The organism is Micromonospora haikouensis, from assembly GCF_900091595.1.
GTDB lineage: Bacteria > Actinomycetota > Actinomycetes > Mycobacteriales > Micromonosporaceae > Micromonospora > Micromonospora haikouensis.
Genome location: NZ_FMCW01000014.1, coordinates 12968 through 39888 on the forward strand (window position 1 = coordinate 12968; position 26921 = coordinate 39888).

The window sequence follows — 26921 nt, forward strand, 5'->3', positions numbered from 1 at the left end:
GCCCAGTTATCGCGGACTTCTCCGTACGCTGGACCAACTCGATTCGGACGGCCGGGGTGACGCGGGGGACGGCCCGGCGGACGAGGGCGCACGGACTGGCCTCCGGACGGACGGCCGGGGGCCACCGGTGCGCCCGGCGGCCCCCGGCTGATGTCTTAGCGGCGACGCTCGGCCGGCTCGTCCTCCTCGGCCTGGTCCGTCTCCTCGGTCACCGCGTCGCTGAACGGCTCGGTGAGGTCGTCACCGGGCACCGCGACCTCCTCGGCCAGGTCCTGCTCGTCGGGTCGGCCGCCGGCCGGCGGCTCGGGGGCGGTGGCGCCGCCGGCGAAACCGTACTCGTTGGGCTCGTCGTGCCGACTCATGCCTTTTACCTCCATATATCGCCAGAATCGCCTCTTGTCGCTCACCGTAAGGCGTGATCGTCCGCTCCGCAGCGCGCTCGGTGTTGTCCGGCGGCGGGCCGCCGCGCCCCGGCCGCCGGCGCGGTGAGCACGACCACCCGCCACAGTGCGGTGCGCAGCGCCACGACCGCGGCGGCCCCCGCCAGCTGCGTCCAACCCTGGTCGCCGGCGAGCCGGAGCAGCCCGGCCGCTGTCAACAGGTCCAGCAGCACGCGCAGCGCGCGCCGCCACGATCGGGTGGTCGCCAGGGTCACCAGGCCGGTGAGCAGCGCCGCGGCGGTCACGACCGACGGCAGCGGGGCGGTCACGACCGGTCCCCGGGGGCGGCGGCGGACGGATCGGGAGTCGCCGGCTGCGCCGTGCCGGACGGGCCGGGTGCCGGCGACGACGGCCGCTCGGGATCGATCTGGCGCTGCTCCTGGGCGATCTCGCGGCGCAGGAAGAAGTTCAGCGCGGTCCGGATGGTGGCGATGGCCGCGAGCTTGCCGATCTGGTCGAAGGTCGGCGACACGGCGGTACGCAGGATGTCCGCGGCGAGCTGGAACTCCAGCCCGAGGGTGAGGAACCGGCCGAGGGTCAACCGGATGGGGGTGAAGACGGCGGCGCTGCGGTGTCGCAGCCCCTCGGCCACGAACCGCAGCGCCGCCCAGACCGCGCCGACGAAGATGACCGCCGCGCCGGCGACCTCCACGACGGCGACCGCCAGGTGGTCGCCGGTACGCAGGATGTCGTCCCAGCTCACCCGGGGCCGTTACCCGGCCCGCCGGTGGGTAGTCGCCGTCAGCCGGGCTCGGCTGACGGCCTCGAAGGTCAGAGCTCGGCGACGGCCTCGAAGATCAGCCACAGACCGCAGATGGCGAAGAGGATCGCCGCGCCGTAGCGGATGGTGCGCTCGGGCAGGTGCCGGCCGAGCAGCCGCCCGACCAGGATCGCCAGCGCGTCGGCGGCCACCATGCCGAGGGTCGAGCCGAGCCAGGTGCCGAACCAGCCGTACTTGGTGGCGAGGGTGATGGTGGCGAGCATCGTCTTGTCGCCCAACTCGGCGAGGAAGAAGGCCACGCCGACCGCGACGACGGCGGACTTGCCGCCGCGCTCGGCCTTGCGCTTCTCCTCCTCGGTGAGTTTGTCCCCGCGCAGCGTCCAGGCGCCGAACCCGAGGAACGCGAGGCCGGCGATCAGCGAGATCCAGCCGGTGGGCAGGGCGGCGCCCAGCCCGTAGCCGATGGCGACCGAGGCCAGGTGGACGACGGCGGTGGCGACCGTGATGCCGATGAGCACCGGGATCGGCTTGAACCGCGTGGCGAACGTCAGCGCCATCAGCTGGGACTTGTCGCCGAGTTCGGCGACGAAGATGACGCCGAAGCTGACCGCCAGCGCGACGAGGAAACCTTCCATGACACCCTTCCCGAGAACACCGGGCCGGGGGGTGTGGGGCGCCCTCGACCCGGCTGTTGTAGACAGCCTGGGTCGAAGGTCTCGCCCGCCCCACCCGAGGGTGGGGCCGCGTGGCCGGATGCGGAACGCACCAGTGTGTCGACCACGACATTGGGGGCTACTCCCCTTCGCGCCACCACCCTACCCCACCAGGGGGCGCCGCCTGAGCACCGGGGCGGCGCGGACCGCTGCTCAGTCGGCGCGGGCCAGGGTCACGCCGAACAGCCCGTCGGCGTCGGTCCAGAATTCCCGGGCGGTGAAGCCGGCCGCGGCGAGTTCCGCGGCGATGCCCTCGGGGCGGAACTTCGCCGACACCTCGGTGCGCAGTTCCTCCCCGGCGGCGAACTCCACGTCGAGGTCGAGCACCCGGGCCCGGACCGGACGCTCGGCGCGCAGCCGCATCTCGATCCACTCCCGCTCCGGATCCCAGAGGGCGACGTGCGCGAACGCCTCCGGGTCGAAGTCGGCGCCCAGCTCCCGGTTGACCACCCGCAGCACGTTGCGGTTGAACTCGGCGGTCACCCCGGCGGCGTCGTCGTAGGCGGGTACGACGATCGACGGGTCCTTGACCAGGTCGGTGCCGATCAGCAGCCAGTCGCCGGGCTCCAGGGACGCGCGCATGGCGGCGAGGAAGCCGGCCCGCTCGGCGGGCAGCAGGTTGCCGATCGTGCCGCCGAGGAAGATCACCAACCGTCGGCCGCCGGTGGGCAGCCGGTCGAGGTGGCGGGTGAAGTCACCGACGATGCCGCGCACCCGCAGGCCGGGATAGTCGGTGGCGATCTGCTCGGTGGACTGCTTCAGGGCGCTGACCGAGACGTCCAGCGGCACGAAGGTGCCCAGCCCGCCGCGCCGGGTGAACGCGTCCAGCAGCAGCCGGGTCTTTTCCGACGAGCCGGAGCCCAGCTCGATCAGGGTCTTCGCCCCGGTCAGCTCGGCGATCTCGCCGGCCCGTTCGGCCAGAACGGACCGCTCGGCCCGGGTCGGGTAGTACTCCGGCAGGCGGGTGATCTCCTCGAACAGCTCGCTGCCCCGCGCGTCGTAGAACCACTTCGGCGGCAGCCACTTCGGCCACGCGGTCAGCCCCGTGCGAACGTCGTCGCGCAGGCTGCGGCCCAGGTCCTGCTCCTCCAGGTAGATCTCCAGCGGTTCCGCGCTCATCGGGTGTCCCCTCCGTCGGTCGTGTCGTTTCCCACCTGTGCGGGCCGGTCGCCGCTCAGCCGGCGGGCAGGGCGGCCACGCGCGCCCCGGCCGTCGTGGCCACCACCAGCCGCCCGTCCGGCACCGCCTGCCAGCCGGGGTCGTCGTCGTGCGGCTCCGAGGCCAGCAGCACCGCGCCCGGGGTCTGCCGGACCGACAGCGCATGGCCCGCGGCGCTGGCCACGACGGTGCGCCCGTCGGTGAGCAGCAGGTTGAGCCGGGACCCGGGGGCCGCCGCCGCGACCTCGGCCACCGTGGCGGCGACCGCCCGCGCCGGGTCCTCGCCCGCCCGCAGCCGGTGCCGCACGAGGGCCCACAGCAGCGCCGAGTCGGTCGGCGCGTCGAGGGTGAGCAGGTCGCGTACGGGTAGCCGGCCGGCGAGCGCGGCCACCGCGTCGGGCCAGCCGCGCACCACCCCGTTGTGGCTGAACAGCCACGGCCCCTCGGCGAACGGGGCGGCGGCGGTGTCGAGCACCGGCATGCCGACCGTGGCGGAGCGGACGGCCGCCAGCACCGCGCCGCTGGTGGTCGCCGCCGCCAGCCCCGGCAGGGTCACGTCGCCCCAGATCGGCGTGCCCCGCCGGTAGCGCACCGGCTCGCCGCCGCCGGGCGGGTACCAGCCGACGCCGAAGCCGTCGGCGTTGACGGTCCCGCCGCCGCGCATGTCCCGGGGCGCCCAGGACTGCCGCACCAGGGAGTGCGGCGGGTCGTACAGCAGGGCGCGCAGGCTCACCGGCGGCCCGACGTACGCCAGGTGCCGGCACATCAGGCGGCCCCGGCGGCGACGTGGCCGGCCCTCACCGGCCCGACTCGTCCGGGCGGGCGTCGCGGGCGCAGCGGAAGCCGCTGAAGATCTGCCGCCGGATCGGGTAGTCCCAGTTGCGGAACGTCCCCCGGCAGGCGGCCCGGTCGGTGCCGAAGGAGCCACCGCGCAGCACCCGGTGGTCGTCGCCGAAGAACACCTCCGAGTACTCGCGGTACGGGAACGCGGCGAACCCCGGATAGCCGCGGAACGGGCTGGACGTCCACTCCCACACGTCGCCGATCAGCTGGTGCACGCCCAGCGGCGACGCCCCGGCCGGATAGGCGCCCACCGGCGCGGGCCACAGGTGCCGCTGCCCGAGGTTCGCGTGCTCGGCGGTCGGCTCCCCGTCGCCCCACGGGTAGCGGCGGGACCGGCCGATGGCCGGGTCCCAGCGGGCCGCCTTCTCCCACTCCGCCTCGGTGGGCAGCCGCTTGCCGGCCCACGCCGCGTACGCCTGCGCCTCGTACCAGCACACGTGCACCACCGGCTCGTCGTCGCGCACCGGCGACCACCGGCCGAACCGCTGGTACGCCCAGCCGTCGCCGTCGCGCCGCCAGTGCATCGGGGCGGTCAGCCCAGCCTCGGTGCGGTGCGCCCAGCCGGCCTCGCTCCACCAGCGCGGGTCGTCGTACCCGCCGCCGGCGATGAACTCGCGGTAGCGGCCGTTGGTGACCGGGGCGGCGTCGATGACGTACGCGGGCAGGTCCACCGGGTGCGCGGGGCGCTCGTTGTCCAACGCCCACGGGTCGGTGGAGGTGCCCATGGTGAACTCCCCGGCCGGGACCAGGACCTCGTCGGCCACCCGGGCGCGCGGCTGCGGCGGGTCCGGGGCGTACAGCGCCGGCGGGCCGACGCGCAGCTGGTGGGTGGCGAGCATGGTCTCGTCGTGCTGTTGCTCGTGCTGGACGATCATGCCGAAGGCGAACCCGTCGGCGACGAGCGGCCGGTCGGTGAACGGCACCCGGTCGAGCAGGTCGTGCACCTTGTCCCGCACGGTGGCCAAATAGGCGCGGGCCTCGGCGGGCGGCAGCAGCGGCAGCGCCGGGCGGTCGCGGCGGGGCTGCTTGAACGCGTCGTACAGGTCGTCGATGTCCCGGCGGACGGGCTCGCGCCCGCCGACGTCCCGGACCAGCCAGAGCTCCTCCTGGTTGCCGACGTGGGCGAGGTCCCAGACCAGCGGCGACATGATCGGCGAGTGCTGGCGCATCAGGTCGGCGTCGTCGACCGCCTCGGTGAGCCCGGCGGTCCTGGCGCGGGTGCGCTCCAGCTCGGCGGCGATGCGGGTGCGTAGCTGTTCCGCGCCGAGCTCGTGGATGGTCGTCACCGCGATCCCCTCTCCGTGGCGGCCAGCCGCCGCCGTAGTCCTCGGGTCGTCTCGTCGTGCAGGTCGGCCGGCAGGTCCAGCCGGGGCAGGGCGGCCAGCGCCAGGTCGAGCAGGTCGGCGGCGGCCCGCGCCAGCGGCGGGTCGCCGAGGCCGTGGCGGGCCGCCTCGTGCCACCGGTCGGCGACCGGCGTGGCCGTGGCCACCGCCTGGCGCACCATGGCCGGGTCGGCGAGCAGGGCGGCGAGCACCGCCAGCGGCAGCCGCCAGTCCGGCCCCGGCTGGGCGTCCAGGTAGCGGATCTCCAGGTAGCCGCGGGGGCGTACCACCGGGAACAGCGTGCTCAGGTGGTAGTCCAGGTCGTCGGTGGTGGGCGGCCGGGGCAGCGCGCCGGTGATCCAGTCGCCGAAGGTCACCCCGGGCGGCGGCGTCCAGTCGGCCGCGTCGTCGCGCAGGCACAACAGCGGGGCCGCCAGCGCGTACGCCGTCCACGCCGCGACCGGGTCGGCGTCGGGCCGCTGCGGCGACCAGACGGGGCGGGTGCGGGCCGGGTCGATGGCCAGCCACGCGGCCATCCGGGCGGACGCCCACCCGGTGCGCCGCCCGGCGTGCCGGTCGGCGGTGGCGAACGCCGCGAGCAGCGGCGGGCCGACCGCGTGGGCCGCCGCCCAGCGGGCGGCGACCTGGTCCGGTTCGCCGGCGTCCAGGCAGACCTGGAGCCCGGCGGTGCTGTACATCATGGTCCGGCCGGCGGGGCCGCGGCGGTCGAAGACGCAGCGCATGGCGTGGTAACGCGGGGTGTCGACGACCGGCCGGGGCGGCCGCCACGGGTCGATGCCGGTGCGCCCGAGCGTCAGACCGGCGGCGCGGAGCAGGTCGGTGACCTGGGCGATGTCGGCGTTCGTGGCGTCGACCAGCGCGGCGACCGAGGAGCGCGGCGCGGTCGAGATCTCGAGCTGGCCACCGGGCTCGACGGTCACGGTGCTGCCGTGCCGGAGCGGTGCGGCGGGGCTGGAGTCGTGGATGGTGGTGGGGCTGTGCGGCCCGAGGGCCGCCCGGAGCCGCTCCCGGTCCACCGGGCGGGCGGGGTCGGCGGCGTCGTGCACGGTCCATTCCAGTTCGACACCGGTGCGGGTCGGTGGGCCGGTCTTGAAGCAGATCCGGGCGATGTGCCGGACCGCGTCGTCCACCCCCCGCAGCGGGGTGGTGCGGTCCAGCTCCGGTGACGTCACCACGAGACGATCCCTCCCTCGGTCGGGGCGGAACAGCGTGACCCTTACCGGCCCCGGCGTCCGCGCTGCGACCATCTTCTGTCTAGCAGACGAATTCCGCTCGCCTTGCCGTAACAGATGTTTCGGGATCAGTCCTCGGCGGCGGTGTCCGTGCCCGCGGTGGGGGTGGCCTTCGACGCTGGCCGGCCGGTGTGCGTGGGGCGGGCGGCGGGCGTGGCCGCGGGGTCGGGGACCAGGCGGCGGCAGAACGCGTCCACCTCGGCGGCGTCGCCGGCGGCGGCGACCAGGGGCGCGAATCCCGGGGTGGTCAGCGCCTTCGCCCGCTGCGCGGCCGGCTTGGCCAGGTACGCCCGGCACAGTCCGGGCAGGTTCGCGGCGGCCCCGGAACGGCCCGCGCCGGGGGTGACGCCGGGCGTCTGCGGCGGCGCGGCCCCGGCGGACGTGCTCGGCCCGGCGCTGCCCGGCGTCGCGGTCCCGCCGCCGGGGGCGGACGGGGCGCCGGCCGGGCCCGGGGCGGTGGGGCCGGCGGTGGTGGGGCCCGAGGCGCCGGGGTCGGCCGACGCGGTGCTCGGCGCGGGCGCGGGCGCGGGCTCGTCGGCGCGGTCCAGGCCGACCGCCGCGACCGCGACACCGGCGGTCGCGGTGGCGGCGACCGCCCCGATCCAGGCGACCGCCCCGATCCTGCGGCGCCGCCGGGGCGCGCGCGCCGGGGGCGTCGCCGGCGCGGCGCGGGCGGCCCGGAACGCGGCGAGCGCCGCCTCCTCGCCGGCGAGTTCACCGGGGCGGGCCGGCGCCGCCGCCGCGGCGAGCAGGTCGGCCAGGGGGTCGGCGGGACGGCCGTCGTCGCCCGCGCGGCCGTGGCGCGCGGAGTCGAGGAGCCGGTCGGACGCCGCCCGGTCGGCGGGCAGGTCCGGCCGGTCGGGCTGCCGGAAGCTCATCGGTTTCCCCTCACGTCAGCCGTCCGCCTGCTCGACGTACGGCGCGCCGGGCGTCGGCCGGCCGGGGCGGGGGCGGGGCGGCGTCGCGGACGGAGCGGCCTCCGAGGTCGGGTCCTGGCGCTGCAGGAGCGTGGCGAGGCGGCGCAGGCCCCGGTGAGCGGCCGTGCGCACCGCGCCGGCCCGCCGGCCGAGCACCCGTCCGGCGCTCTCGGCGTCCAGGCCGATCACCGCGCGCAGCAGCACCGCCTCGGCCTCCCGGGGCGGGAGGGTGGCGATCAGCGCCAGCGCGGCCTCGGTGCCGAGGGTCTCGCCGGCCCGCTCGGCCGTGTCGGCGTCACCGGCCAGGTCGGCGAGCGCCTGCACCGGCACGGGCAGCAAGGGCCGGCGGCGCTGCCGGCGCAGGTGGTCCATGGCCCGGTTCCGGGCGATGGTGACGGTCCAGGCCCGGAACTCCCCGCCGGTGAAGGTGGGCAGGTCCCGGGAGATCTGCAGCCAGGTCTCCGAGGCCACGTCCTCGGCGTCGGCGCCGACCAGCGCGGTCAGGTAGCGCAGCAGGCCGGGCTGGAGAGTGCGGTAGAGGAACCGGAAGGCGTCCTCGTCGCCGGCCTGCGCCGCGACGACCGCCTCGTTCAGTTCACTCGTCATGGGTACGCCGTTCCCCCTGCCCGGCGTCGGTGGGCGGCACGTCGGCGGCGACGCGCACGGCACCGACCTGGCCCGGCAGCCGGACCTCCTCCCGCACCACCAGCCCCCCGCTGACCCTGATCACGCCCGACACCGTACGCGCCCGGACGGCGCGTGCGACCACCACCCGGCGCGGCCGTCGGCGGGGTTCCCGCCCGGGGAGCCCGGCTGGCCGGAGCCGCGCTAACGCGAGGAGCGGGGTGCCGGGCGGACAAGTCAATGCCTCCCGGAGAAAGAGTGAGAATTATCAAACGGTGAACACGGCGAGTCGATGTGACACGGCGCGGGCCGCGGACGCCACTGTCTGCGCAGGCCGAGCGCGACATTCGGGCCCTCCCCCGTTCAGCCAGGCCACGGCACCGGCTCGGGCAACCTGTGACAGGTGGTCGCGAGTCGATCACGGGCGAGCCGGCCCGACGGCCGCCCCGGCCGCCCCGGCCGCCCCGTCGCTCCGGTCGGTCCGGCCGGAGCGCGAGAAGTGAGCCGGGCGCGCTCTGGGTACGGTATTGCTGTGTTGTCTTCGGGAGTCGTACTCAGCGGTCGGTACCGCCTGGACGACCGTGTCGCCACCGGCGGCATGGGTGACGTCTGGCGGGCCACGGACCAGATCCTCGGCCGGCGGGTCGCGGTCAAGGTCCTGCTGCCGGCGCTGGTCTCCGACCCGGACTTCATCGCCCGGTTCCGCGCCGAGGCCCGCATCATGGCCGCCCTGCGGCACCCGGGCATCGTGCAGGTCTACGACTGCGGCGAGGACGACCTGCCCACCGGCGGGCGGGCCGACTACCTGGTGATGGAGTTCGTCGAGGGCGAGCCGCTGTCCAGACGGATCGAGGCGGCGGGGCACCTCGGCGTGGCCGAGACCATGTCGATCGTCGCGCAGGCCGCCCAGGCGCTGCACGCGGCGCACGCCGGCGGCATCGTCCACCGCGACGTCAAGCCGAGCAACCTGCTGGTGCAGGAGGACGGCACCGTCGTCCTGGTCGACTTCGGGGTCGCCCGGTCGACCAACGTCACGAGCATCACCAGCACCAACGCGGTGCCGGGCACCGCGCTCTACATGGCACCCGAGCAGGCGGCGGGCCGACCGGTCTCCGGGGCCACCGACATCTACGCCCTCGGCGCGGTGGCCTACTGCTGCCTGACCGGCGGGCCGCCGTTCACCGGCGACAACCCCCTGCAGGTCGCCGTGCGGCATCTGGACGACGAGCCGCCGGAGCTGCCGACCGACATCCCCGGGCCGGTGCGGGACCTGGTGTCCCGCGCCCTGGCCAAGGACCCGGCGGCGCGGTACGCCACCGGCGCGGCGATGGCGGAGGCCGCGCGGGCCACCATCGCCGACAGTTCCGCACCCACCAGCACCGTGCCGGTGTCGCCGCGCACGTCGGTCGGCGCCCGGAACGGGTTGGACAGCACCCGCGACGACCTGCCGCCGGTGCGGCCGACGGCCGCGCCGGCGCGCACCTTCGTCGGCCGCACGGGCCGGCGCGGCACCCTGGTCGGCGCGCTCGCGGCGGTGGCGGTCGCGGGGATCGCGCTGGCCGCGGCGCTCGGCGCCGCGACGAACGCGGACGCCCCTGCCACGAAGTACGGGCCGACCGCCCCGGCGGCCGACCCGACGCCGGGCTCCGACGACTCGGCCGCCAGCGAGGAGGCCGTGGTCGACCCGGACCGCACGTTCCGGCCCGGTGGGGGTCGCCCCTCGGCGTCGGTCACCCCGACGCCGACCCCGCAGCCGAGCGACTCGGCCGCGCCGGAACCGACGGGCGCGCCGCCCACCAAGCCCGCCGACCCGCCGCCCACCACCGCCAGCACCCCGCCCGATCCGCCGCCCACCACGGCGAGCACGCCGGCCGATCCGCCGCCCACCACGGCCAGCACCCCCGCCGACCCGCCGGCCCAGGGGGACTGACCCCGGCCCCGGCCGGGTCCCGGGGCTCGGCCGGGCGACGGCCGCCCCACCGACCCCACCTTCACCAAATCGGACTTAAAACCCAGAACCTCACTTACGCTGACGATGACGTACGTTCCGTCGTCTGCCGCGGGAGCCATGGGTGAGCGCTGAGAAGTTGGTCGTCATCGGCCAGGGATACGTGGGCCTGCCGCTGGCCATGCGCGCCGTCGAGGCGGGCATGGACGTCGTCGGCCTCGACGTCAACGCCGACCGGGTCAAGCGCCTCGCCTCGGGCGAGTCCTTCGTCGAGGACATCCCCGCCGACCGGCTCGGCCGGGCGCTGGGCAGCGGACGGTACCGCCCGAGCACCGAGTACGCCGACGCCGAGGGCTTCGACATCTGCGTGATCACCGTGCCCACCCCGCTGCGAGACGGCGTGCCCGACCTGAGCTACGTCGAGCAGGCCGGCGGCGGCATCGGGCCGTACCTGCGGCCGGGCTGCGCGGTGATCCTCGAGTCGACCACGTACCCCGGCACCACCGAGGAGCTGCTCCGGCCGCTGCTGGAGTCGGCCAGCGGGCTGACCGCCCCCGGCGACTTCCACCTCGGCTACAGCCCGGAACGGATCGACCCCGGCAACCCGGTGTGGAAGCTGGAGAACACCCCGAAGGTGGTCTCCGGCGTCGACGCGGCCTCCCGGGAGCGGGTCGACGCGTTCTACCGGCGGCTGGTCGAGCGGACCGTGCCGGTGGACTCCACCCGGGTCGCGGAACTGACCAAGCTGATCGAGAACACCTTCCGCCAGGTCAACATCGCGCTGATCAACGAGCTGACGATGCTCAGCCACCACCTCGACATCGACGTGTGGCAGGCGATCGAGGCCGCCGAGACCAAGCCGTTCGGGTTCATGCCGTTCCGCCCCGGCCCGGGCGTCGGCGGGCACTGCCTGCCGATCGACCCGTGCTACCTGTCCTGGCAGGTCAAGCGCCGGCTGGGACGGCAGTTCCGGTTCATCGAGCTGGCCAACGACGTCAACCACGAGATGCCCGAGCACGTCGTCCGACGGATCATGAACGGGCTCAACCGGGCCGGGCGGGCGGTCAGCGGGGCCCGGCTGCTGCTGCTCGGGTTGGCGTACAAGCCGAACACCGGCGACATGCGGGACTCCCCCGCCGTCGACGTGGCCCGCCGCCTCCAGGACCTCGGCGCCGAGGTCAGGGCGGTCGAGCCGTACGCCGAGCCGCACCACCTGCCCGGCGGCGTGGTCGTGGTCGGCCTGACCGAGCGCGAGCTCCGCGAGGCCGACGCCGTGGTGGTGGTGACCGACCACGACTGCCTCGACTACGACCTGGTGGTGCGGCACGCCCGGTACGTCTTCGACACCCGCAACCGCTGCCACGGCCCGACGGTCGAGCGCCTCTGACGCTCAGTCGCCGAGGCTGGCGACGATCGGACGGGCGAGGGCGCGGCGGGCCGGCAGCACCGACGCGGCCAGCGCGGCCAGCACCGCCACCGCGATGATCAGCCCGAGCCGTCCCCACGGCAGCACCAGCGTGAACTCGCCGCTGAGCCGGGTGACCACCGCCATCGCGCCCGCGCCGACGCCGAGGCCGAGGCCGACCCCGAGGACCGCGCCGACCAGCGCCATCAGCGCCGCCTCCACGGCGAGCATCGCCCGCATCCGGCCCCGGGTCAGCCCGACGGCGCGCAGCACCGCGTTCTCCCGGGTGCGCTCCACCACCGACAGGCTGAGCGTGTTGGCGACGCCGACCAGGGCGATGACCACGGCGAGGCCGAGCAGGGCGACGACGAACGCCAGCACCATGTCGATGGTGCCGGTGAGCGACTCCTTGTACGTCGCCTGGTCCACCAGGTTCGCCGTCGGGTAGCGGGCCACCACCGACTCGACGGCCGCCCGGGCCCGCTCGGCGCTCACCCCGGCGGCCGGGTCGATTTCGGCGAGGTGGCCGCGCTCGGCCGGGAAGAGGCGGGAGAAGTCGGCGTCGACCGCGTCGACCACGTGCCCGGCCGGCACGGGGCCGCCGGCCAGCGCGGAACCGTCGGCGGCGACGACGGCCGCCACGGTGAACGGCTGTCCGGCCAGGGTGACGGTGTCGCCGACCGACCAGCCCCGCGCCCGGGCCAGCTCCCTGTGCACCAGCACCCGGCCCGGGCCGAGCCGGCCCGCGTCACCGGCGTCCACGGCTGTCAGGGTGCGCCCGACCAGCGCCGGGTGGGCGGTCCGCAGCTCGACCCCGTCGCTGACCCGGCCGCGCAGCTCGTGCACGACGCCCAGCTCGGGGCGGGCGGCCAACTCGTCGACCAGCGGCCCGGGCAGGCTCCCGCCGACGCCGACCACCACGAAGTCCACCCCGATCTGCCGGTCCACGGCCCGCTCGATGCTGGCCTTGGCGCTGCCCGCGCCCACCACGAACGCCGACACCAGGCCGATGCCGATGACCAGGGCGGTGGCGGTCGCGGCGATCCGGCGCGGGTTGCGCACGGCGTTCGCCACGGCCAGGCCGGCGGTCGCCCCGAACAGCCGGCGCGCGGGGACGCCCAGCAGTCGCACCAGCGCCGGCACCAGCACCGGCCCGAACAGCACGATGCCGAAGAACGCCAGCATCCCGCCGGCCGCGACCAGCGGCAGCTGGCCGACGGCCCCGGCCGACCCCAGCGCCGCCACTCCGGCGGCGAGGACCAGCGCACCCGCGGCCAGCCGGACGCGGCCGGCCCGGCGGGTGGGCTGCACCGCCGCGTCGGTGAGCGCGGCCACCGGCGCGACGCGGGTGCCCCGCCAGGCCGGCACGGCGGCCGAGGCCACGGTGAGGACGGTGCCGAGCAGCAGGCAGACCAGCACGGTCGGCGCCGTGACGGCGATCCCGCCGCCGGCCATCGGCACGTCGAACGCGGACAGCAGGGCGTCCAGGCCGACCGCCACGCCCGCGCCGACCGCCACCCCGAGCGCCGAGGCGGCCAGTCCGGTCGCCGCCGCCTCCAGCAGCGTCGCCCGCAGCACCTGCCCCCGGGTCGCCCCGACCAGCCGCAGCAGCGCGGTGCGCCGGGTGCGCTGGGCGAGCACGATGGCGAAGGTGTTGGCGATGACGAACCCGGCCACCACCACGGCCACCGCCGCGAAGGTGAGCAGGAGCAGGTTGAACTGCCTCAGGTCGCGGACCGCGTCGTCGACGGCGGCGTCGAGGACCGCCTGGCGGTCCTTCACCGTCACGTCGCCGCCGGCCACGGCCGCCACCCGCCCGGCCAGCTCCGCCGCCGACACGCCCGGCGCGGCGGCCACCATGATCCGCCCGTAGCCCTCCTGTCGCGTCACGGCCAGGGCGTCGGGCCCGGCCAGGCCGATGAACGGCCCGCCGACGTCCCGGGCGGTGCCGGCCACGTCGACCGTGCCGACCAGGGTGTACGCGCGGGCCGCGCCCCCGCTGCCGCCCACGCGCACCGGTCCGCCGAGGGTGAACCCCTCCTCGGCTGCGGTCGGCGCGTCGAGGACCACCTCGCCGGGGCGCTGCGGCAGCCGCCCGGCCACCACGTCGTACGACTGCAGGGCCGCCTCGGTGGGGATCGCCGCCGCGACGGCGTAGCCGAGGACGGGCCGGCCGTCGGAGCCGACGACCCCGGCGGAGCCGGTCAGCTCCCCGGCGGCGGCCCGCACCCCGTCGACCGCGCGCACCCGCTCCACGAGGGCGGGCGGCATCGGGTCCCGCCCGGCGTACACGGCGACGTCGGTGTGCCGGTCGAAGACGCCGGCGCTCTCGTAGGCGCGGCGCTTCATCCCGTCGGTGAGGATCAGGGTGCCGGCGACGAACGCGACGCCGAGCACCACGGCCAGCGCCGACAGCAGCAGCCTCAGCGCGTCGGCGCGCATGGTGCGCAGGGTCAGCCCGGTCACCGCCGGCCCCCCGTCGCCGCGCCGGCCGGGGCCTGGTCGAGGTGGGCGAGGGCGTCGAGGACGGCCTCCGCGGTGGGCGCGACCAACTCGCGGACCAGCCGGCCGTCGGCGAGGAAGACCACCCGGTCGGCGTGGCTCGCGGCGGTCGGGTCGTGGGTCACCATCACGACGGTCTGGCCGAGGGTGTCGACGGCCTCGCGCAGCAGCCGCAACACCTCCGCGCCGGAGCGGGAGTCGAGGTTGCCGGTGGGCTCGTCGGCGAAGATCACCCACGGTTTGGTGATCAGGGCGCGGGCGACGGCGACGCGCTGCTGCTGGCCGCCGGAGAGTTCGGCGGGTCGGTGCCGCAGCCGGTCGGCCAGCCCGACGGCGGCGACGACCTGGCGCAGCCAGGCCGGGTCGGGGCGGCGGCCGGCGATGGCCAGCGGCAGCACGACGTTCTCCTCGGCGGTCAGCGCGGGCAGCAGGTTGAACTTCTGGAAGACGAAGCCGATCCGGTCGCGGCGCAGCAGGGTGAGCCGCCGGTCGTCGAGCCCGCCGGTGTCGGCGTCGCCGATGCGTACGGTGCCGGCGGTGGGCCGGTCGAGGCCGGCGAGGCAGTGCATGAGCGTGGACTTGCCGGACCCGGACGGGCCCATGATGGCGGTGAACCGGCCGGCGGCGAAGTCGACGTCGACGCCGTCGAGGGCGACGACCCGCGCCTGGCCGGCGCCGTACTCCTTGCGCAGGCCGCGGGCGGTGACCGCGACGCCGGCGGTGGCGAACGCGGGAGGTGGTACGGACACGTCGGTGCTCCCCGTGCAGGTGGTGGTTGCGGACACCTGTCGACGCTATGGGCGGCACCGGCCCGCCGCGTCCGCCCGCACGCTCGCCCCGCCTGCGCCCGGAGGCGTCCCCACGGCGCGGCCCCGTACGACCTGAGGCGTACCCGCCGTCAGCCGCCGGGGGTGACCAGACCGCTCTCGTACGCCAGCACCACCGCCTGGACCCGGTCGCGCAGCCCCAGCTTGGCCAGGATCCGCCCCACGTGGGTCTTCACGGTCGCCTCGGCGACGTGCACCCGGGCGGCGATCTCCGCGTTGGACAGGCCCTGGGCCACCAGCAGCAGGATCTCGCGTTCCCGCTCGGTGAGCTGAGCGAGCCGGGGGTCGGCGGCGGGGCCGGGGCCGAGCTGGCCGGCGAACCGGTCGAGCAACCGGCGGGTGATCGACGGGGCCACCACGGAGTCGCCCTGGGCGACCACCCGGATCGCGGCCAGCAGCTCCTCCGGCGGCACGTTCTTCAGCAGAAAGCCGCTCGCCCCGGCCTGGAGGGCGGCGAACGCGTCGGCCTCGGTGTCGAAGGTGGTGAGCACCAGCACCCGGGGCAGGTCACCCGGCCGGTCGGCGCAGATCCGCCGGGTGGCTTCCACCCCGTCCATCGTCGGCATCCGGATGTCCATGACCACCACGTCGGCCTCGACGCGGTCGAGCACCCGCAGCGCGTCCGCCCCGTCGATGGCCTCGCCGACCACGGTCAGGTCGGGCTGGGAGCCCAGCACCATCCGGAACCCCGCGCGCACCAGCGCCTGGTCGTCCACGATCACCACGCGGACCGTCATGCCGCCACCTCCGTCCCGGTGCTCGACCGTAGCGGCAGCCGCGCCTCGACCTGCCACCCCCCGGCCAGCGTGGGGCCGACGGTGAGGCTGCCGTCGTACACGGTCACCCGCTCGCGCATGCCGACCAGGCCGTGACCGCCGGACGGCGCGGGGCGGACCACGGGGCGGCCCCGCCCGTCGTCGACGACCCGGACCACGACGGCGTCGGGGCTGTGGGTCAGGCCCAGCGTGACGGTCGCGCCGACCCCGGCGTGCTTGAGGGCGTTGGTGAGCGCCTCCTGCACCACCCGGTAGACGGTCAGCTCCAGGCCGGGCGGCAGGGCCGGCGGCTCGCCGGTGACCGTCGCGTCGACCCGCAGCCCGGCGGCCCGGAACCGGTCCAGCAGTTCGGGCAGCTCCACCAGGGCCGGCCGGCGGTGCGTCGGCTCCGCCGCCAGCGCCGGGGCCGCCGCGCCGTCCGGCCCGTCCGCCGGCCCGGGGCTGCTCGTCTCCCGCAGCACCCCGACCAGGCGGCGCATCTCCTCCAGCGCCTGCCGGCCGGTGTCGGCGACCACGCGCACCGCCTCCCGGGCGGTCTGCGGGTCCCGGTCGAACAGGTAGCGGGCCCCGTCCGCCTGCACGATCATCACGGCCATGCTGTGCGCCACCACGTCGTGCAGCTCGCGGGCGATGCGGGTGCGTTCCTCGGCCACCGCCGCGCGGGCCTCGGCCTCCCGCTCCCGCTCCAGGGTCGCGGCGCGCTCCTCCAGGCTCAGCACGTAGAGCCGGCGGGTACGCACGTTCAGTCCCATCAGCCAGACCGCGCCGGTCATCAGCGCGAACCAGATCGCCGAGGCCCACCAGGCGACGGCCGCCTCGATCTGGAGCGCGGCGAGCACCACGCCGACGGCGGCGACGACACCGGCGACGATGCCGGAGGCCAGCCTCTCGGCGTACTTCACCACGCTGTACAGGGCGATCAGCACGGCCACGTCGAAGGCCAGCGGGCCCCACCCGGCGACCACCTGGACCCCGGCGAGCACGGCGACCGCCGCCCCCACCGCGGAGGGGTGGGCGCGCCGGAACAGCAGGGCGGCGGCCATCGCCGCCGCGACGCCCGTGGCCCGCCACCCGCCGGGCTGGTTGACTCCCCCGGCGAGGCCGACCAGCACGACGAAGCCGGAGACCGCCACGTCGAAGGCCACGCTGCGCAACGGCCGGCCGAACAGGATCCGCCTCACGGTCACCGAGCGTACGGGGCGCGGGTCCGACGGAGGGCCAGGGTGTACAGGAGTCGCCTGCGCCGCCGTTGATACCTCGCGGGGCGCACTTCTCAGATTCACGTTCCGCCGTATCCGGGAATTGCCACCTCCCCGGCAAATGCGGACGCCCGTTGAGCAATCGTCAATCTCGACCATTCCATTTACGGTGGCCACTGCAATACAGTTGTCGCGCCGGGTCGCCGGAGCAATTCTCCGCCACTCGACCCATCACCACCACCATCGAAGGGGAACCAGCACATGAGAATCGCGCTGGCACGTCCACGCCCGCGGCGTACGGCCCGACTGCTGTTCGGCGCCCTGCTGACCGCCGCGCTCGCGTTCTCCGTGAGCGGCACCGCCACGGCCGCGATCGACAAGGGCGACCTCACCGCGAACGCCCGCACCGACGTCTACATGCGGGACATCGCGTCGGACACCGGGTTCGAGCCGCACGGGGCCATCTACTCGTCGTTCTTCAACAGCCCCGACATCAAGATCTGCCCCACCGCGGTCGAGTGCGCGTCGCACACGAACCCGATCATCGGATCGACGAGCTACATTTTCGTGAACCTGCGGAACAATGGCCCGTACGGTTCCGGAATCGGCAACGGGACGCTGAAGGCGTACTACACCACCTCCGGTGGCGCCGCGAACTGGCCGATGAACTGGACGCCGATCGGCTCCAAGACGCTGCCCGTCGCGCCCGGCGTCACCACGACGTCGATCGCCTGGCCGAACGTGCCCTCCATCGGGCACTTCTGCCTGCTGCTGCGCTGGGAGTCGGCGACCGACCCGATGCTGTTCGAGGGCACCGCGACCTCCATCAACACGCAGTACAACAACAACATCGCCTGGAAGAACGCCAACACCGTCCCGGCGGGCGGCAGCGGCGTGATCAGCGACCGCCCGTACGCCATGGCGAACGCCCTGGCCGAGCCGGCCCCGTTCGACCTCGCGTTCCGGCCGCTCGGCGAGCCGGCCCCCGGCGTCAAGGTCGTCGCCGACCTCGGGCCGGAGCTGTTCGAGCGCTGGCGGGCCGCCGGCGGTCAGGGTGAGGGCATCCAGGTCGTCGGCCGCAGCGCCATCCAGATCGTCGACCCGTACAAGGCCCAGATCAAGGGCCTGCTGATCAAGCCCGAGGAGCGGCCCGTCGTGAAGCTGAGCTTCACCACCAGCCAGGCGCTCCAGAAGGCGTACACCCTCCAGGTCGTCCAGGTCGGCCCGGCGCGCAAGCTCGGCGAGAGCTTCGACGTCGGCGGGGTGGACTACACCTTCGAGCCCCGCAAGGGCTGACCGGGCGGGTCGGCGGACCGGAGGGCCGGGGGGCCGGGATCCCCTCCGGCCCGCCGGCCACACCGGTACGACCGGCTGACCGCCGCCACGAGCGATCGTGGCGGCGGTCAGCCGTACCAACGGCGGGAAACCCGAACTCCAGGTTCCTTCAACAAGTCTGACCGGGTGACTCAGCCTGCAAGGGCACTGCTCTGGGCCGCAGCGTTGTTGGCTGCGAGCCAGCCAGCGGGGTTACCGCAGTCGTGGTACTCGCCTGTGACGGGGTGGATCAGCACGTCGTGGTCGCGCGCAAAGGCGATCACGGCGTCGGTGGCCTGGTATTCGCCGTTGGACGCTGGCGTCAGCTTCTGGAAGTAGGCCAGCGCGTGGGCGGCGACATCCCCGAACTCGTCGTCGAGGTCCTGTCCACCCAGCTCAAGACAGAGTTGGCGTTCGAAGACGTCTGGGGCGTGACCGCCCCGCGTCCGCGTCCGGCGCTGCCGGCGAACCACGCGATGGATCTACCCTGGGACAGCAGCGGACTGCTCAGCCTCGTAGGAGGACCCGTGCCGACCCGTCGCACCATCATCGCCGTCACCGGCGCCGCGCTGACCGCCCCCGCATGGGCCGCGCTCCATCAACCCGCCCCGGACCTCTTCTCCACCGCAACCGAGGGCGGGCCCGTCAGCCCACCCCTGCTGGACATGATCGACAACCTCGTCGCCCACGCGCAGCAACTCGACGACCATCAGGGCGGCGCCGCCCGCGACTTCGTCCACGACCAGTTCACCGCCGTGGCACGGCTCCTACGCCGCGCCTCCTACAACGCCGCCGCCGGCCGCCGGCTCGCCGCCGCCCTCGCCCAGCTCGCCCAAACCGCCGGATTCATGGCCTTCGACGCCCACGAAGACGGCCTCGCGCAACGCTGGTACCTCACCGCCCTCCGCACCGCCCACACCGCCGCCGACCCCGGCCTAGCCGCCAGCATCCTGGCCCTCATGTCCAACCAAGCCGCCGACCGCGGCAACGCCCTCGACGCCCTGCAACTCGCCGCCGCCGCCCAAGAATCCGCAGCGACTGCCCCACCGGCCGTACGCTCCCTGGTCGCCGCCCGCAGCAGCCTCGCCCACGCCGTCGCCGGCGACCTGACCAGCTTCCACCGCACCCGCGAGGACACCCTCACCCTCCTCGACACCCCACCCGACACGCCACTTCCCCGCTGGGCCTCCTACATCGACCGGATCGAACTCGACGCCATCACCGGCCGCGGACTGGTCGTCCTCGCCGAGCAACTGCCCCAACAACGACACAGGCTCCTACGCCACGCCGAGCGGCTCCTGCACGCCCGCGCCCACACCAGCCCCGACGCCCCACCACAACGCTCCGCCCTACGCCACGGAGCCTGGCTCAGCCTCGCCCACCACGCCACCGGCGACCTCGACCTCGCCGTCGACACCGCCCGACTGGCCCTGCGCCGCCTGCCCGCCGTCAGCTCCACACGCAGCGTCGCACTCCTACGCCGCCTCCACGACGAACTCACCCCCGCCGGCCCCCGCTCCCCAGCCGTGCGGGACCTCCTCAACGACCTGCGACACCTCCCCGCGCCGCGCTAGGGCAGTGTCACCGGGAGGCGGTACTCCCGCTCGGTGCCCGTGGCCGTGCGCAGGTGGATCTCGCCGGTGCGCAGCCCGTAGGTCACCGACCAGCGGGTGTGGCCCTGCCGCACGTCGTTGAGCAGTTCCAGCGCCGCCCGGTCGTCGACGACCCCGCCGGCCTTCGTCAGGGCGGCGGCGAGCACGCCGTAGCGGTGGTCGGTGCGCCGGCGTTCTTCGGGTACGCCGACCACGGGCACGTTGGTCAGCGCCTGCCAGCCGCCCTGCCCCTTCTCGACCCGCATCGCGCCGTCGACGAACTCGACCACGGCCGACGCGCCGGTGGCGTCGGCGAGCAGGTAGTGCAGCGGGGGCCCGCCGTCGAAGTCGAGGTTGTGCCGGCCGAAGACGGCGACGGCCTCGTCGACCGTGGCGGCCTGGTCGAGCACCAGCCGCAGGATGCGTACCGAACCGACCGTGGGCTTGCCCGCCTCGGCGCGGGCGGTGGCCCCGTCGTCGGCGGCCAGCCCGACGGCCAGCCCCCGCTCGTTCATCCCGTCGAACGGCAGCAGCGGCGCGTTGAGCAGCCGGCGGTCGCCGGTGGGGTCGGCACCGACGCCGAGGTAGGACATGTCCACCAGCGAGACCGTGGCGTACCCGTCCGGCGGGTCGGTGCGCAGCACCAGTGCCGGGTTGGCGTCCCAGTCGAAGTTGCGGGCGAACAGCGGGCGGCTCGGGTCGCCGGAGGCGGCGAAGAGCGAGCAGCCGAACGGGCTGGGCGGCGCGGCGTCGGTGCCGACGGTCGGGTCGTAGTCGCCGACGTAGGTCATCTCCCACATCGGCAGGTCGTCGACCCGGCGCAGGCTGGCCAGGGTCCGGTCGGCCTGCGCCGGGTCCTGCCGGGACGCGGTGGGCGTGCCGGCCGACGGCGGGGGCGGGGCGGCGGCGGTCTCGGGGGCGGAGCAGGCGGTGGCGGTGAGCAGCAGGGCCAGGCCGGCACCCAGGAAGGTCCTACGCATGATGGCTGAACGCTAGGTCAGCCATCGACCGTTGTCCACCACGGTCCGACGGCCGGCGGGGCGGGCTGCGGGGGGGTCGCCGGACGGCGGCGGGAGGGCCCGGTCACAGCGGCGTGGCGGACCGCCGGGGCCGCCCGGCCGGCGTGCGAGGATCAGCCGCCGTGGACCCTGACGGCGAGCCGACCGCACGCACCGGGGGCGAGCCGACCGCACCGACCGGCCGCGCCCCCCGCCGGCCGCTGGAACGGCTGCGCCGGCTGCACCCGCTCGACTGGGTCGCGCTGGCCCTGGTCGGGGCGGCCTGCGCGCTGACCGGCCTGCTGCCGCGCCCCGAGACCGTGGCCACCCTGGGGCGCATCCTGCCGCTGCTGCTGTTCCTCGGCACGGTGGTGGTGCTGGCCGAACTGACAGCGGTGGCCGGCGTGTTCGACGTACTGGCCGGGCGGCTGGCCCGCGCCGCCCGGGGCAGCTATCCGGCGCTGTTCGTGCTCTGCGTCGGCTTCGCCTCCGCCACCACGATCGCGCTGAACCTCGACACCACGGCGGTGCTGCTCACGCCGGTGATGCTGGCGCTGGCGCGGCGGCTGGGCATGCCGCCGCTGCCGCTGGCGCTGACCACGGTGTGGCTGGCCAACACAGCGAGCCTGCTGCTGCCGGTGTCGAACCTGACCAACCTGCTGGCCGCCGACCGGGTCGACCTCGACCCGCTGCCGTACGCGGCGCGGATGGCGCTGCCCCAGGCCGCCACGATCGCGGCCACCATGGCGCTGCTCTGGGTCGGCTACTGGCGCCGGGGGCGGCGCGGTGTCGACCGGTTCGTCGCGCCCGGGCCGCACGTCCCCGCCGACCGGGTGCTGTACCGGATCGCGCTCGCCGGTTGCCTGCTCCTCGTGGCCGGGATCCTCGCCGGGGTGGAGGTGGGGATCGCCTCCGCGGCGGCCGCCGGGCTGGTGCTGGTCGGCTTCGCCGCGCGCAACCGGGCCGCGCTGCGCCCGGCGCTGGTGCCGTGGCGGCTGCTGGTCTTCGTCACCGGGCTGTTCCTGGTGGTGCAGACCCTCGGCCGGTACGGGCTGGACGACCTCGTCGGCGTGCTGCTCGGCCCGGACGGCGGGACGCTCGGCGCGCTGCGGGCCGGCGGCACGGGCGCGCTGCTGTCCAACGTCGTGAACAACCTGCCCGCGTACGTGGCGGGCGAGGCGGTGCTCCCGCCCGGCGACGCGACCCGGCTGCTGGCCCTGTTGATCGGCACGAACGCCGGCCCGCTGGTCACACCGTGGGCGTCGCTGGCCACCCTGCTGTGGTACGAGCGCTGCCGGGCCGCCGGGGTGGCCGTGCCACTGGGCCGGTTCCTGGCCGCCGGTGCCCTGCTCGCCGTGGCCGCGACGGCCGCCGGCGTGGGCGCGCTGCTGCTCACCGGCTGACCCGGGGGCACCACCCACGCCGAAGGTTCGGCGCGCAGCGGTTGTGAACATCTGGTGTCCACAGGTTGATGGTGGTAACTTTCTCGCCACTTGCAAGAACTTGCAGAAGGATTCGCCGATCCCTGCCGGATGACGTCATCCGCTTGCTCGGATCGGACAGGCCCTCCCCGGGCCGACGGCCTTCCGCACCCCATCACCCCCGTCGGCCACGCCGACGCCCACCCCCGAGGAGGTCCGATGCCCCGCCGCACCGGACGACGACGGATGATCGGGGCCGCGCTGGCCGCCGGCCTCACCGTCGGGCTCGCCCCGCTCAGCACGGCCGCCGCCGCAAACACGGTGACCGTCTACTACCGACCCCCCACCGCCTGGACCGGGACCGTCAACATCCACTACGCCCCGGACGGCGGCGCCTGGACGGCTGTCCCGGGGGTGGCGATGGAGGCCGCCTGCACCGGCTGGCGCAAGCGCACCATCGACGCCGGCTCGGCCACCGGCCTCCAGGTGGTGTTCAACAACAACGCCGGCGCCTGGGACAACAACAACGGCGCGAACTACCGCACCGGCACCGGGACGGTGACCGTCTCCGGCGGCGTGGTCGGCACGTCCGACCCGTGCGCCGGCACCCCCTCGCCCACGCCGACGGCCACCCCCGCGCCGACCGGAACGCCGGCCACCCGCACCGCCGAGGTCTGGTACCACCTCGCCACCCGGGGCTGGGCAAGCGCGAACATCCACTACCAGCCCGCCGGCGGGGCCTGGACCGCCGTGCCCGGGGTGCCGATGGAGGCCGGCTGCACCGGGTGGGCCCGCCGCGTGGTCGACCTCGGCAGCGCCGCGACGCTGAAGGCGGCGTTCAACAACGGCACCGGGACCTGGGACAACAACAACGGCGCGGACTACACCATCGGCGCCGGGGTGAGCACGGTCAAGGCCGGCGTCGTGACGGCCGGGGCGAGCGCGCCGTGCGCCCCGGAGACCCCCGACACCACCGCCCCGTCCACCCCCACCGGGCTGGGCGCGACCGCCAACGGCCTGCGGGTGGCGGTGTCCTGGGCGGCGGCCACCGACGACCGGGCCGTCACCGGCTACCGGCTCACCCGCACCGGCGGGCCGGAGGGCACGGTCACGGTGACCACCACCGGCACCAGCCACGTCGACGGCACGCTGACCGCCAACACCCGCTACGAGTACACGGTGCGGGCGTACGACGCGGCGGGCAACACCTCGGCGGCCAGCGCACCGGCCGCGGCGACCACCGGCGACGCCCCGCCGCCGGCGGCGGCCGGCAGCCCGCTGGGCGGCGACCCCCGCGAGGACACCATCTACTTCGTGATGACCGCCCGGTTCGCCGACGGCGACAGCACCAACAACCGGGGCGGCAGCCAGCACGTGAAGTCCGGCAACGCGGCGAACGACGACCCGATGTTCCGGGGCGACTTCAAGGGCCTGATCGACAAGCTGGACTACATCAAGGGGCTCGGCTTCTCCGCCCTGTGGATCACCCCGGTCGTGCTGAACCGCTCCGACTACGACTTCCACGGCTACCACGGCTGGGACTTCTACCGGGTCGACCCACGCCTGGAGAGCCCCGGCGCGAGCTACCAGGACCTGATCAACGCCGCGCACGGCAAGGGCATCAAGATCTTCCAGGACGTCGTCTACAACCACAGCTCCCGCTGGGGCGCCAAGGGCCTGTTCACCCCCACCGTGTACGGGGTGCGCGACGAGCAGTGGAAGTGGATGTACAGCAAGCCCGAGGCGGGCCGCGAGTACGACCCCATGGTGGAGCACACCGGCACCGACCCGGAGTTGACCCCCGCGCAGAACGCGCTGGCCAAGGGCCGCCCGTACAACGGGGACGTCTGGTCCACCGCCGCGCCGGCCGGCAACCAGTGCCCCCGCTGGGGCACGCCCAACGGCACCAGCCCGGAGGGCTTCAAGCTGTACGAGTGCCAGTGGCCCACCCCGACCAGCAAGCTCTTCCCGGCCGACCTCTACCACCAGTGCTGGATCGGCAACTGGGAGGGCGAGGACGCGCGCAGTTGCTGGCTGCACGAGGACCTGGCCGACTTCAACACCGAGAACCCGACCGTGCAGAAGTACCTGATCGACGCGTACAACCGGTACATCGACATGGGGGTGGACGGCTTCCGGATCGACACGGCCGTGCACATCCCCCGGGTCACCTGGAACCGCCGCTTCCTGCCGGCCATCCAGCAGCACGCCCTGGCCAAACACGGCGAGAAGGGCAAGGACTTCTACGTCTTCGGTGAGGTCGCCGCGTTCGTCAACGACAAGTGGAACCGGGGCTCGGTCAACCACTCGGCGCAGTTCTTCACCTGGAAGGAGCGCAAGGAATACAGCCCCGACGACGTCAAGGCCGCGATCGAGCAGTACGACTACGAGCAGCTCGCCGGTCCCGCCGGCCAGCCCACCAGCGACAACGCGTTCCTGCGCGGCAACACCTACCACGCCCCGGACCACTCGAAGTTCTCCGGCATGAACGTCATCGACATGCGGATGCACATGAACTTCGGTGACGCCCACAACGCGTACGGCAACGGCAGGGACTCCGACGACAGCTACAACGACGCCACCTACAACGTCGTCTACGTCGACAGCCACGACTACGGCCCGAACAAGTCGAACACCCGCTACACCGGGGGCACCGACGCCTGGGCGGAGAACATGAGCCTGATGTGGACGTTCCGGGGCATCCCGACGCTCTACTACGGCTCCGAGATCGAGTTCCAGAAGGGCGCGAAGATCGACTGCGGGCCGACCTGCCCCCTGGCGACCACCGGCCGGGCCTACTACGGCGACCACCTCCAGGGCACGGTCACCGCGACGGACTTCGGCAAGGTCGGCTCCGCCACCGGGGCCGTGGCCACGACGCTCAGCAAACCGCTGGTCAAGCACGTGCAGCGGCTCAACCAGATCCGCCGGGCGGTGCCGGCCCTGCAGAAGGGGCAGTACTCGACCGAGGGGATCAGCGGCTCCATGGCGTACAAGCGCCGGTTCACCTCCGGCGCGGTGGACAGCTTCGCGCTGGTCACGGTCTCCGGCAGCGCGACGTTCACGGGCGTGCCCAACGGCCGGTACGTCGACGCGGTCACCGGCGACGTGCAGACCGTCGGCAACGGGACGCTGACCGCGACCGTCAGCGGCCAGGGCAACCTGCGGGTGTACGTGCTCGACCTGCCGGGCAACCCGGCCCCGGGCAAGATCGGCGAGACCGGCCCCTACCTGCGGTGACGGGTGTGGTGGGGCGGCCGCCGGGCCGCCCCACCACAGGCAGCCGGACTCAGCAGGGGCTCTCGACGACGGTCGGGTAGGGACGGGGCAACGACGGGTGGGCTGGTCAGCCGACCGGGGTCCGGCGGGTGGCGCGCGGGCCGACCAGCCGGCGGACCACCGGCGCGGCGTTCCACTTCGCCGCGCCCACCAGGTCCCGGGCGTGTTCCAGCACCGTGTAGTCCGGCCTGGCCAGCCCGTCGGCGATGGCCCGGTCCAGGTCGTTGCCGCAGCGGGTGAGCACGCTGTCGAAGTCCCGGCGCACCGGGTCGAGCAGATCGTAGCCGAAGGAGCGGTGCAGCCGGGCGAAGAGCGGCTTGTAGAGCCGGGCCCGCTCGTGCAGCCCCGACGAGTACGACATCGGGTTCTTCGGCCGCCGCCGCACGTAGTCGGGCAGCACGTCGGCGAACGCCCGGCGGACGATCCACTTCTCCTGGCCCTCCCGCAGCTTCAGCTCCAGCGGCAGCCGCATCGCCAGCTCCACCACGCTCAGGTCGAGGAACGGCACCCGCGCCTCCACCCCGTGGGCCATGCTCGCGCGGTCCACCCGCTGCAACTCCGTACGGCACAGGTTGCGGATCTTGTGCAGGAACAGCCGGCGGGCCCGCTCGGGGCCGACCTGGTGGTACATGGGGTAGCCGCCGAACAGCTCGTCGGAGCCGTCGCCGGTGAGCACCACCTTGACGCCCAGGTCACGCAGCCGCCGGAAGATCGGCACCGAGACCACGGCGTTGATGATGTCCCCGTACTCGGTCAGCTCGGAGATCCGGATGGCCTCCCGCACGTCGGCGAGCCGGATGTCGCGCGGACGCAGCTCGATCACCTCGTGCGGCACCCCCAGGTCGGCGGCGAGCCGCCGGGCGTACGCCACGTCGGGGCTGCCCGGCGCCCCGACGGTCACCGCCACGCAGTCGGGGTGCAGCTGGTGGGTGTGCAGCAGGGCGAGCGAGCTGTCCAGCCCGCCCGAGAGCACCACGCCGACGGTGAGGTCGGTGTCCAGCCGCATCCGGATGCTGTCGGTGAGGGCGACCCGGACGAGCAGGGCGGCCTCGTCCGGGTCGTCCACCACGGGCAGCCCGTCGCCGAGAGTGAGCAGGTCGACGTACGGGCGCAGCCGGACGTGGCCGCCCGGCTCGGCCCAGCCGTGGTGCCCCGGGGGCACCTCGGCGACCGGGGCGCCGTGCCCCACCAGGGCCTTCACCTCGCTGGCCAGGTGCAGGCAGCCCGGCACCCGGGACCAGTACAGCGGCTTGACCCCGAGCGGGTCGCGGGCCAGGTACGCCCGGCCGGTGGCCCGCTCGACCACGACGAAGGCGTACTCGCCGCGCAGCCGCCACACCGCGTCCTCGCCCCAGCGTTCGAAGGCGGCGAGCACCACCTCGGTGTCGCTCTCGCTGCGGAACGCGTGCCCCAGGCGGGTCAGTTCGACGCGCAGCTCCCGGTGGTTGAAGACCTCGCCGTTGAAGCAGAGCAGGAGGCGCTCGTCGGCGGAGACCCAGGGCTGCACCGCCCGTTCCCGGTCGACGATCCGCAGCCGGCGGGTGCCGGCGAGCAGGCCCGCCTCCCGACGGGTCTCGGTCACCTCGCCGCGCGGGGCGAGGACGGCCAGCATCCGCCGGAAGGTGGCCGGGTCGGCCTCGGGGCCGAGGCTCAGAGCGATGCCGCACAC

General features: G+C 74.8%; 24 protein-coding genes. 6 read left to right on the plus strand and 18 right to left on the minus strand.

Annotated features, from left to right (window positions below):
- Positions 1 to 155: 155 nt before the first annotated feature.
- The 11 genes from GA0070558_RS15690 to GA0070558_RS34395 form a co-directional block, all read right to left on the minus strand.
- Complete coding sequence (locus GA0070558_RS15690) at positions 156 to 362, minus strand: hypothetical protein (protein WP_091280421.1); 207 nt, start codon at positions 360 to 362, stop codon at positions 156 to 158.
- 41 nt (positions 363 to 403) lie between these two features.
- The gene (locus GA0070558_RS15695; RefSeq protein ID WP_091280427.1) at positions 404 to 709 is read right to left on the minus strand and encodes a hypothetical protein; all 306 of its coding nucleotides are present in this window, start codon (positions 707 to 709) and stop codon (positions 404 to 406) included.
- Positions 706 to 1143 (minus strand): DUF1622 domain-containing protein, encoded by a 438-nt coding sequence (locus GA0070558_RS15700; protein ID WP_091280431.1) that lies wholly within the window; start codon positions 1141 to 1143, stop codon positions 706 to 708. The genes GA0070558_RS15695 and GA0070558_RS15700 overlap by 4 nt, the downstream gene beginning before the upstream one ends.
- 68 nt (positions 1144 to 1211) lie before the next feature.
- Positions 1212 to 1796: a TMEM165/GDT1 family protein gene (locus GA0070558_RS15705; RefSeq protein ID WP_091280435.1), complete on the minus strand. Its 585-nt coding sequence runs from the start codon at positions 1794 to 1796 to the stop codon at positions 1212 to 1214.
- A 231-nt stretch (positions 1797 to 2027) separates the two neighbouring features.
- Complete coding sequence (gene egtD, locus GA0070558_RS15710) at positions 2028 to 2993, minus strand: L-histidine N(alpha)-methyltransferase (protein WP_091280439.1); 966 nt, start codon at positions 2991 to 2993, stop codon at positions 2028 to 2030.
- Between the two features lie 55 nt (positions 2994 to 3048).
- A complete protein-coding gene (gene egtC, locus GA0070558_RS15715; protein WP_091280445.1) occupies positions 3049 to 3798 on the minus strand; it encodes an ergothioneine biosynthesis protein EgtC in 750 nt (249 codons plus the stop codon).
- A 31-nt stretch (positions 3799 to 3829) separates the two neighbouring features.
- Entirely contained in the window at positions 3830 to 5161 is a 1332-nt protein-coding gene (gene egtB / locus GA0070558_RS15720; protein WP_091280448.1) for an ergothioneine biosynthesis protein EgtB, read from the minus strand.
- Positions 5158 to 6393, minus strand: coding sequence for an ergothioneine biosynthesis glutamate--cysteine ligase EgtA (gene egtA, locus GA0070558_RS15725; RefSeq protein WP_091280451.1), 1236 nt, complete (start codon positions 6391 to 6393; stop codon positions 5158 to 5160). Before egtA ends, egtB begins: the two co-directional genes overlap by 4 nt.
- Before the next feature lie 125 nt (positions 6394 to 6518).
- Complete coding sequence (locus GA0070558_RS15730; protein WP_141722221.1) at positions 6519 to 7328, minus strand: hypothetical protein; 810 nt, start codon at positions 7326 to 7328, stop codon at positions 6519 to 6521.
- Between the two features lie 15 nt (positions 7329 to 7343).
- Positions 7344 to 7973, minus strand: coding sequence for an RNA polymerase sigma factor (locus tag GA0070558_RS15735; RefSeq protein ID WP_091280454.1), 630 nt, complete (start codon positions 7971 to 7973; stop codon positions 7344 to 7346).
- Complete coding sequence (locus tag GA0070558_RS34395; RefSeq protein WP_255378751.1) at positions 7963 to 8097, minus strand: hypothetical protein; 135 nt, start codon at positions 8095 to 8097, stop codon at positions 7963 to 7965. Before GA0070558_RS34395 ends, GA0070558_RS15735 begins: the two co-directional genes overlap by 11 nt.
- Before the next feature lie 426 nt (positions 8098 to 8523).
- Here GA0070558_RS34395 and GA0070558_RS15740 point away from each other — a divergent pair, with 426 nt between their 5' ends.
- A complete protein-coding gene (locus tag GA0070558_RS15740) occupies positions 8524 to 9921 on the plus strand; it encodes a serine/threonine-protein kinase (RefSeq protein ID WP_176734225.1) in 1398 nt (465 codons plus the stop codon).
- 142 nt (positions 9922 to 10063) lie between these two features.
- On the plus strand, positions 10064 to 11326 hold the full coding sequence (locus tag GA0070558_RS15745) for a nucleotide sugar dehydrogenase (RefSeq protein ID WP_043968941.1): 1263 nt from the start codon (positions 10064 to 10066) through the stop codon (positions 11324 to 11326).
- 3 nt (positions 11327 to 11329) lie between these two features.
- On the opposite strand, the gene GA0070558_RS15750 is transcribed toward GA0070558_RS15745, so the two are convergent.
- The 4 genes from GA0070558_RS15750 to GA0070558_RS15765 form a co-directional block, all read right to left on the minus strand.
- Positions 11330 to 13810, minus strand: a complete 2481-nt coding sequence (locus GA0070558_RS15750; RefSeq protein ID WP_091280457.1) for an FtsX-like permease family protein — start codon at positions 13808 to 13810, stop codon at positions 11330 to 11332.
- The gene (locus GA0070558_RS15755) at positions 13807 to 14595 is read right to left on the minus strand and encodes an ABC transporter ATP-binding protein (protein ID WP_091280760.1); all 789 of its coding nucleotides are present in this window, start codon (positions 14593 to 14595) and stop codon (positions 13807 to 13809) included. Before GA0070558_RS15755 ends, GA0070558_RS15750 begins: the two co-directional genes overlap by 4 nt.
- Positions 14596 to 14744: 149 nt before the next feature.
- The gene (locus GA0070558_RS15760; protein WP_077940118.1) at positions 14745 to 15410 is read right to left on the minus strand and encodes a response regulator; all 666 of its coding nucleotides are present in this window, start codon (positions 15408 to 15410) and stop codon (positions 14745 to 14747) included.
- The gene (locus tag GA0070558_RS15765) at positions 15407 to 16636 is read right to left on the minus strand and encodes a sensor histidine kinase (RefSeq protein WP_091280460.1); all 1230 of its coding nucleotides are present in this window, start codon (positions 16634 to 16636) and stop codon (positions 15407 to 15409) included. Before GA0070558_RS15765 ends, GA0070558_RS15760 begins: the two co-directional genes overlap by 4 nt.
- Before the next feature lie 273 nt (positions 16637 to 16909).
- Here GA0070558_RS15765 and GA0070558_RS15770 point away from each other — a divergent pair, with 273 nt between their 5' ends.
- Entirely contained in the window at positions 16910 to 17944 is a 1035-nt protein-coding gene (locus GA0070558_RS15770; RefSeq protein WP_091280463.1) for a hypothetical protein, read from the plus strand.
- 170 nt (positions 17945 to 18114) lie between these two features.
- Here the strand turns inward: GA0070558_RS15770 and GA0070558_RS33415 are convergent, their stop codons facing one another.
- On the minus strand, positions 18115 to 18435 hold the full coding sequence (locus tag GA0070558_RS33415; RefSeq protein ID WP_176734223.1) for a hypothetical protein: 321 nt from the start codon (positions 18433 to 18435) through the stop codon (positions 18115 to 18117).
- Between GA0070558_RS33415 and GA0070558_RS15775 the strand changes: the two genes are divergently transcribed.
- Positions 18322 to 19536, plus strand: coding sequence for an NsdA family TPR-like regulatory protein (locus GA0070558_RS15775; RefSeq protein ID WP_500862219.1), 1215 nt, complete (start codon positions 18322 to 18324; stop codon positions 19534 to 19536). The genes GA0070558_RS33415 and GA0070558_RS15775 overlap by 114 nt on opposite strands.
- Here the strand turns inward: GA0070558_RS15775 and GA0070558_RS15780 are convergent.
- Positions 19533 to 20534 carry a linear amide C-N hydrolase gene (locus tag GA0070558_RS15780; RefSeq protein ID WP_091280465.1) on the minus strand — a complete coding sequence of 334 codons (1002 nt, stop codon included), beginning with the start codon at positions 20532 to 20534 and terminating at the stop codon, positions 19533 to 19535. The genes GA0070558_RS15775 and GA0070558_RS15780 overlap by 4 nt on opposite strands.
- A 161-nt stretch (positions 20535 to 20695) precedes the next feature.
- On the opposite strand from GA0070558_RS15780, the gene GA0070558_RS15785 reads away from it, so the two are divergent.
- Together GA0070558_RS15785 and GA0070558_RS15790 are read left to right on the plus strand one after the other, a co-directional pair.
- A complete protein-coding gene (locus GA0070558_RS15785; RefSeq protein ID WP_256091966.1) occupies positions 20696 to 21955 on the plus strand; it encodes an ArsB/NhaD family transporter in 1260 nt (419 codons plus the stop codon).
- A 237-nt stretch (positions 21956 to 22192) separates the two neighbouring features.
- The gene (locus GA0070558_RS15790; protein WP_091280468.1) at positions 22193 to 25213 is read left to right on the plus strand and encodes a carbohydrate binding domain-containing protein; all 3021 of its coding nucleotides are present in this window, start codon (positions 22193 to 22195) and stop codon (positions 25211 to 25213) included.
- Between the two features lie 106 nt (positions 25214 to 25319).
- Here the strand turns inward: GA0070558_RS15790 and GA0070558_RS15795 are convergent, their stop codons facing one another.
- Positions 25320 to 26921: an asparagine synthetase B family protein gene (locus GA0070558_RS15795; RefSeq protein WP_091280470.1), complete on the minus strand. Its 1602-nt coding sequence runs from the start codon at positions 26919 to 26921 to the stop codon at positions 25320 to 25322.

What these genes read in the sequence shown, in the direction of transcription:
- GA0070558_RS15690 (WP_091280421.1), bottom strand. Translation starts at nt 362, where the DNA reads ATGAGTCGGCACGACGAGCCCAACGAGTACGGTTTCGCCGGCGGCGCC.
- GA0070558_RS15705 (WP_091280435.1), bottom strand. Translation starts at nt 1,796, where the DNA reads ATGGAAGGTTTCCTCGTCGCGCTGGCGGTCAGCTTCGGCGTCATCTTC.
- egtD (WP_091280439.1), bottom strand. Translation starts at nt 2,993, where the DNA reads ATGAGCGCGGAACCGCTGGAGATCTACCTGGAGGAGCAGGACCTGGGC.
- egtC (WP_091280445.1), bottom strand. Translation starts at nt 3,798, where the DNA reads ATGTGCCGGCACCTGGCGTACGTCGGGCCGCCGGTGAGCCTGCGCGCC.
- GA0070558_RS15730 (WP_141722221.1), bottom strand. Translation starts at nt 7,328, where the DNA reads ATGAGCTTCCGGCAGCCCGACCGGCCGGACCTGCCCGCCGACCGGGCG.
- GA0070558_RS15735 (WP_091280454.1), bottom strand. Translation starts at nt 7,973, where the DNA reads ATGACGAGTGAACTGAACGAGGCGGTCGTCGCGGCGCAGGCCGGCGAC.
- GA0070558_RS15760 (WP_077940118.1), bottom strand. Translation starts at nt 15,410, where the DNA reads ATGACGGTCCGCGTGGTGATCGTGGACGACCAGGCGCTGGTGCGCGCG.
- GA0070558_RS15770 (WP_091280463.1), top strand. Translation starts at nt 16,910, where the DNA reads ATGAGAATCGCGCTGGCACGTCCACGCCCGCGGCGTACGGCCCGACTG.
- GA0070558_RS15780 (WP_091280465.1), bottom strand. Translation starts at nt 20,534, where the DNA reads ATGCGTAGGACCTTCCTGGGTGCCGGCCTGGCCCTGCTGCTCACCGCC.
- GA0070558_RS15790 (WP_091280468.1), top strand. Translation starts at nt 22,193, where the DNA reads ATGCCCCGCCGCACCGGACGACGACGGATGATCGGGGCCGCGCTGGCC.